The 6,973-nt window shown below is 52.9% G+C and carries 7 protein-coding genes; 1 reads left to right on the top strand and 6 read right to left on the bottom strand.

Annotation, left to right across the window (positions count from 1 at the left end):
- The 6 genes from kdsB to ACTG33_RS15105 form a co-directional block, all read right to left on the bottom strand.
- Positions 1 to 742: 3-deoxy-manno-octulosonate cytidylyltransferase (gene kdsB / locus ACTG33_RS15130; protein WP_439136061.1), on the bottom strand; the 742-nt coding region annotated here is incomplete at its 3' end.
- Positions 742 to 1,815 (bottom strand): tetraacyldisaccharide 4'-kinase, encoded by a 1,074-nt coding sequence (lpxK, locus tag ACTG33_RS15125; protein ID WP_439136060.1) that lies wholly within the window; start codon positions 1,813 to 1,815, stop codon positions 742 to 744. The genes lpxK and kdsB, both read right to left, overlap by 1 nt.
- An 88-nt stretch (positions 1,816 to 1,903) precedes the next feature.
- Positions 1,904 to 2,329, bottom strand: a complete 426-nt coding sequence (locus tag ACTG33_RS15120) for an ExbD/TolR family protein (RefSeq protein WP_439136059.1) — start codon at positions 2,327 to 2,329, stop codon at positions 1,904 to 1,906.
- Between the two features lie 10 nt (positions 2,330 to 2,339).
- Positions 2,340 to 2,966 carry a MotA/TolQ/ExbB proton channel family protein gene (locus tag ACTG33_RS15115; RefSeq protein ID WP_439136058.1) on the bottom strand — a complete coding sequence of 209 codons (627 nt, stop codon included), beginning with the start codon at positions 2,964 to 2,966 and terminating at the stop codon, positions 2,340 to 2,342.
- A gap of 240 nt (positions 2,967 to 3,206) precedes the next feature.
- Positions 3,207 to 5,576: a DNA internalization-related competence protein ComEC/Rec2 gene (locus tag ACTG33_RS15110; protein ID WP_439136057.1), complete on the bottom strand. Its 2,370-nt coding sequence runs from the start codon at positions 5,574 to 5,576 to the stop codon at positions 3,207 to 3,209.
- A gap of 67 nt (positions 5,577 to 5,643) precedes the next feature.
- A complete protein-coding gene (locus tag ACTG33_RS15105) occupies positions 5,644 to 6,111 on the bottom strand; it encodes a flavodoxin family protein (RefSeq protein WP_439136056.1) in 468 nt (155 codons plus the stop codon).
- Between the two features lie 159 nt (positions 6,112 to 6,270).
- On the opposite strand from ACTG33_RS15105, the gene ACTG33_RS15100 reads away from it, so the two are divergent.
- The coding region (locus ACTG33_RS15100) for an AraC family transcriptional regulator ligand-binding domain-containing protein (protein ID WP_439136055.1) at positions 6,271 to 6,973 on the top strand (703 nt) is incomplete at its 3' end.

Genomic DNA, 6,973 nt, shown 5'->3' with positions numbered 1-6,973 from the left:
CGACGCCTCCGGGGACCGCTTCTACTGCCTCCTGCACGTGAATTCTGTGCCCATTCCACAGCACTCGCAGTTGCTCCAGACATTCCATGGATTCAACCGGGGCCATGGGCCATTCTACAAACTGGTTGAGGAGGCTCACTCTGTAAGCATAGATACCAATGTGGCGCTGGAACAAATCCGATTTGGGCAATTCGGGGGTTTGAGTATTACCTTGCGCTCCTGCTTGGGAACATTCAGCAAAATCATTTCGCGGCCACGGCATGGAGGAACGGCTGAAATACAGAGCCAGCCCCGCTTTATCCGCCACCACTTTCACAACATTTGGGTTCAGAAAATCCGCTGTGCTCTGGATCGGTTCGCTCAGAGTCGCCACGCTGGCGCCTTTTGCCTGCGACAGATTAGCCGCCACCTGATTAATCACTGCCGGTGGAATCAATGGCTCGTCCCCCTGAACATTAACGACAATATCGTCCGCGTCCAAACCCAGCTTCTGCGCCACTTCTTGCAGGCGATCGGTACCCGATTCATGTTGATCAGACGTCATGCAAACCTGACCACCAAAACCTGTGACCACGTCAGCGATTCTTTGATCGTCAGTGGCAACCACGATGTGAGAGGCATCACTCAACTGCGCCTGCTCGTAAACCCGCTGGATCATGGTCTTGCCTGCGATATCTTTCAGCGGTTTGGCTGGCAAACGGGTGGAGGCGTAACGGGCAGGAATAACAACGGTAAACTTCATCAAGGGGTCTCTGAAACAGGAGTGATAGAGGTATTGTCAGACAAAAATTTAGAGAGCTGAGCGTAGAAGGCGTCCGGCAGCTCTGCTTCTACAGATAAATACCACCAGTCCGGCTTGGCGAATGACTGGCATTTTACCGCATCCTTGGCGGTCATCAGAAGAGGTCTGGAGCCGATATAGGCCAGATCTTCCGGTGTGAACGCATGATGATCCGGGAAACCCTGCCCTCGCACGGCAATGCCGAGGTCCTGCAATGTCCGGAAGAAGCGCTCTGGATTACCGATACCGGTCACCGCATTCACCACAGAGTCTTCAGCAAACGGTAGCTTATCCAGAGGTAACGACTCACCAGTGAGCAGATTGCACCAAACGTTAGGACGTAAGGTCATCGACAAGGCTGGGACATCGGCAATGACCGGATCTGACTCAACACCTCCGTTAACGATGACACAATCCACCTCTTTGAGGCGTGCGGGGGCTTCTCTTAACGGGCCGGCCGGCAGACACTGGCCATTCCCCAGCAGTCGGCGTCCATCAAGGAGGCAGATCTCCCATTGGCGAAACAGCTTGTAATGCTGCATTCCGTCATCGCTCAGAATCACATCACACTGATGGTCATCAATCAGCTTTTGAACGGAGGCATTACGGTCAGCGCCCACCATCACCGGACAATCCGCTTCCAGTGCAATCAACAGGGGTTCGTCACCGCTTTCTGACACCGGGGACTCTGAACTGACGAAATAAGGATAGAAAGGGGCTTTACCGCCGTAACCGCGACTGATCACACCCGGCCGCATGCCCTGCTCTTTGAGGTAGCGCACCAGTGCAATAATGACTGGGGTTTTGCCTGTTCCCCCCAGGGTGATATTGCCGACAACAATCACCGGCGCGGAGAAAGGCTTGGCCAGCTTCTGCAAGCGCTGCCGCCGGATACCGGCAATCCAGCGCAGCAGCAGACTCAATGGCCACAACAACCACAGCCACCAGCGACCCTGATACCAGGCATCCAACCAAAAGGCCTCTCGGTTTTGACTGGATTTTGGCGTAGATCTTTTATTAGTGTTTGAAGACACCGCGGAAGCCTGAGACCGATCACCCGATGGCGATTTTTGCCCTGTGGAGGATGTCGGTCTGGTTTTCCCGCGCGGCGACGTCACAGCGTTATTCGCCGTCGTCTGTGGGTTTACGGGTGGTAATACTGAGGTGAATGAAACCAAGCTGGCCTGCGACATCCATTGCCGTCACCACCGCCTGGTGGCTGGATTTGGCATCCGCGGTAATCGTCAGAGGCGCACTGTTATCCCCTTCCGACAACTTATCCAGTGCAGACCTGAGGGTTTCCGGCTTCTTGTTGATCAAAGCCTGACCATTCACAGAATAGCTGCCGTCCGCCGCAATCAGAATATCCATGACTTTGTCATTTTTCAGCGCGGGTTCGCCGTTGGCCTCCGGCAGATCAACGGTTAAATGGGTTTCTTTGGTAAACGTGGTAGACACCATAAAGAAGATGAGTAGCAAAAAGACCACATCGATCAAAGGCGTCAGGTTGACGGAATCTTCCGTCTCATGCTGCCGTTTAAACTTCACTTCAGCATCCTCAAGACGATTTCACATCAACCCGGCGTTCGCTGTGCAGCGCGTCCACCAGCTTCACGGCTTCTTGCTCCATGGTCACAACCAGACCATCCACCTTGCGGGTATAAAAGCGATGCACCACCATAGCGGGAATAGCCACACACAGACCTGCTGCCGTGGTAATCAGCGCCTCAGAGATGCCACCCGCCAGAACGCCGGCATTGCCTGTCCCCTGCATCATGATGGCGGTGAAGACTTTGATCATCCCCAAAACCGTACCCAACAGCCCCAACAATGGCGCTACGGCGGCGATGGTACCCAGAGCCCCGAGATAGCGCTCCAGATCGTGAACCACTTTGCTGGCCGCTTCTTCAATACTGTCTTTCATGACGTCCCGGCCATGACGGGAGTTACTCAAACCTGCCGCCAGAATCTGACCCAGTTCCGAAGACTGCTTTAACTCCTTCAATTTCGAGGCGTCCAGCTGGTTGTTTTTAATCCAGCCCCAAACCTGAGCCAATAAGTGCTTCGGTGCGATTTTCTGAGCATTTAATGTCCAGTACCGCTCAATACTGATCGCAATCACAGCAATTGAACACAAAATAATCGGCAACATCAGCCAGCCACCGGCAGATACAATTTCCAGCACTTCTTGCTCCAGAATCTCTTGTTGTCATTGTGAGCACCTTTTTAGAAGGCGCCATCATTTTTCTGATGCAGGACTTTACCACACTCTATGACCATTAGAACTCCCCCTGCCTCTCAGATTCCGGGCGTGGATATCAAAAAAACCTCACTGACATCAATAAGATAGCGCGTTGGCTTCAATAAGAGAGCCAGTTAACATCAGTCTGATAGCGAGACAGACCCGGATAGCTCAATAATCAATCTAGCGCCAGTAGCGTGCGGCACCCTGACGGTACAAAACCAGATCGATCGAACTCCCCGATGCCTGCTCTTCTCCAATCGCAAATTCAATGGCTCCGGAACGGCTGGTGTAGAGCAGCTGAGCGCCCAACTGCCGATATCGATCAACCACCTGCTCTTGAGGATGGCCGTAACGATTGCGGTATCCCGCACTAAAAACCACCCAACGCGGTGCCAACTTGGAAACAAACGCTAAGGAGGAAGATGTACCGCTGCCATGGTGTGGGGCCACAAGCACATCCACCGGTTCCTGTAGCCAGGGATGGGACAAGAGGCTCAGTTCACGGGACCTCTCAATATCCCCAGACAACAAAGCCCTGAACCCTTTTGTCTCCAGCAACACCACGCAGGAGGCATTATTACTCTCGACATGGTCTGCTTGATCATTGCCCAATATCGATACCCGCCAATCGCCCAACTGAAACTGTGAATCCTGAGTACAAAAATCAAAACTTTCAGCGAAATCAGCATCCGCGAATGCCATCGACTCCGGAGCCTGTCTGCCACTCATCCAGCGAGCGACATCGATACTTTCCTGAACAGACTGCAACCCACCGCTATGGTCTTTATCCCAATGACTCACAATACCTAAATCCATTGCACGAACACCGCGATCAAACAAAAACGGCACCACCACAGCCTTGCCGGCATCAAAGTTTTCTGAATATTCAGGCCCCGTATCGTAGAGCAACCACCGATTCTGACTGCCGACCACCACCGCCAATCCTTGACCAACGTCCAATACCGAGAGTCTCGGCTGTTGATGAATTGTCGCAGCGGGCAGCACCAGTACCAGCATGGACATCAACCCCAACAGTCGGGTGTACAACCCCAGTGGTAGTATCGCCAACAACAACCCGACACATCCAACAACTAAAGCCACGGGTGACAATTGAAGCTCAGGAAGCAGCAGCCACTCCGAAGCGATGGGATGGACTTTATCCAGACCCCACCAAAAGATATCGATCAGCTTGGTGATCAGCTGCCACACATACGCCGCCAACTGCTGGGAAAACACGCTGACAAACAGGGCCAATAAAATAAGAGGGACTATCGCGATACTGACATAAGGCACGGCCAGATAATTCACCAAAGGCGATACACCACTGACGCCCATCCCCCAAAACAGCTGAAGCCCACCCATAATCAGAAACAATGCGAGCTGCACTTTTAACAGCAACATCAACTTGTCATGCCACCCTGTAACAGGACGGGACAACAGCAATAACAACACCGCAACAGCCACAAATGAAAACCAGAAACCCGGCTCAAGAATTGATAACGGCTGTAACACCAACACAGCCATCATCGACACCCACCACCCCAACCACACGCTGTACCGCCGATAACAGCAATACCAAAAGGCCGCCACGATCAACATCATCAGGGCGCGTTGCGTCGCCAGAGAAAATCCGGCCATCCAACCATAAACCGACGCGACAACCACTGCGCCCAACCAGGCGTAATGAGGCCCAAAAACACGTAACGGAAACCCAAGACTTAAACAGGCACCCAACAATCGTCCGATCAGAAAGCCCAACGCCGCTGCCAGCCCAATATGCAAACCGGAAATAGACAGCAAGTGACTCAAGCCCATCTGTTGAATCATTTTCGCATCGCTGTCTGCCAACAGTGAACGATCTCCCATCGCCAGCGCCAGTAATACTGCAACCGAACGGTTATCCCCCAAGTGATCTATCAGATCCTGCCGCAAACCCGAACGCCACCTTTGCAACGGACTGTCCAGGCCCTCTACTCGCTTTTCATCCCCCAGAAGCACATAGCCTGTTGCGCCAATTCCGCGGCTCAACAGCCAGCGTTCGTAATCAAACCCTCCGGGATTTGCAAAGCCATGCGGTCGCTTCAATCGCACCTGAAAGCGCCAGCCTTCCCCACCAAGGACCTTCGGCCCACCGTAAAGGGATAATCGCAGATGAGATGGAAACTCATGAATGAGCTGTTGATTCTCTCCCCGAACCTCTTCTACCCGAAAGGTCAGTCGCTGAACCACACGAGACTCTGAGGATTGTCTGGACACCAATCCTTCAACACGCCCTTGAACCCACAGGTCACGCCCTTCCAGTTCCGGAGCCAACCGATTCTCCAATTGCAGACTGCCCCATCCCACTGCCCACAAGAAAGCCAGCAAGACCACCGACACATGAATCACCGCAACTTTCAAACGAACCGGGGAAAAGACAATGCCTGCGACCACAACCACTGCTGTGCACAGCGTGATTAAGATGCAGAAACTTACAGAAGGGATTTCAGGCAGAGAGGCAGCCAGTGCAAAGGCACCGACAAAGAAACAGCGGAAAATAACAGAGTTCACACGCCCTCATCCTTGATGGCTGGTCTGAATGATCAAACGATGTAGAAATAGCTTTTCGAAAAAGTCCTCAAAACACGCCCATGCCTAAACCGCAGGCTAACGTCTGACCAAACTCTTCCGCACTGGCAAGATACTCCTCTGTAATCTCGCCTCGGGCAATGAGCGGCTCCATCACCTTTTTCATGGGGTATCCCAGCAGAATTCGATCACACTCCCTGACCGCCCCTGTGCCGTCATTACCCGCAGAGATAAACAATCCATAAGGACGATTGAGTTCATAGGGCTCTGCCGGATAATAGGTTCGATCAAAGAAATCCTTGAGCATGCCACTCATATAACCGAAGTTTTCCGGCGTCCCGAAGAGCACAGCGTCACACCAGAGCAGATCCTCAAGTTTGCCATCTGCGGCTCGTACCAGACGGGTTTCGACCGACTCGGACTCCTCACAGGCGCCACGATATACCGCCTGCGCCAGCTGTCCGGTATTACCCGACTGGGTGTGGTAAAGAATTAAGAGATGCTTTTTATCCGACACGTCGTTCATGGTATGGATTGTACGGCGCGACTGGAGCCACGGAAAGCCCACACAACAAGCTGTGACCCGCCTTCAGAGTTCTGGTAACCTTCTTGTCATCTATAAGCATGATTTTTCAGCCTTTTTTATTCACGCAGACAGGTCAAGACGTAAACAGCCATGGCAACAATCGGTGTTCACTACATTAAAAGTGCTTTAGGCGGAGCCGCCGCCAAAGGGCTGGACACAAAAGCCCTGCTGCGTCAGGCCCGGATTCCCGAAAAACCCCTGAAAGACCCCAAAGCCCGCATTCATGTTGATCTGGTTGCCAAGCTTTACGGCGATATTAGCCGCGCACTCAACGATGAGTTTATGGGGTTCACCGAACACCCCTGCAAGCACGGCACCTTTGCGCTGATGGCAGATTGGGTCTCCACCGCCGAAACCCTGGAAGAACTGCTGCAAAAAGGCATCCGCTTTTACAACCAAATCACCGACGAATTACAGATGAGTCTGGAATACGAAGGCGACCATGTGTATCTGACCACTGTCTTCCGTAGGCCCGAACTGGATTTTGAACATTTTTACATCGAGTACTGGCACGTCATCTGGCACCGCTTCGCCAGTTGGTATATCGGCAAACCCATCAAGCTGCTCGGTACCTATATCAACTACACTCCGCTGGATGCCGATGAGTTCCGGGTTCTCTACCGCTGCCCAACCTACCTCAAAAGCAAGGTCAATCGACTGGTCTTCCACCGTCATTATCTTGATCAGCCGCTGGTCAAAAGCCAGCGTGAGCTTCAGGTCTTTCTGCGTCGCGCCCCGATCGATATGCTCACCATCCCCGGTGAGGACACCAGCCTCACGGCGCGCATCAACC

This window comes from Pseudomaricurvus sp., assembly GCF_965662505.1.
GTDB lineage: Bacteria > Pseudomonadota > Gammaproteobacteria > Pseudomonadales > Cellvibrionaceae > Pseudomaricurvus.
The sequence above is the reverse complement of the archived record's forward strand: the minus strand, read 5'-3'. Positions and strand labels throughout refer to the sequence as shown.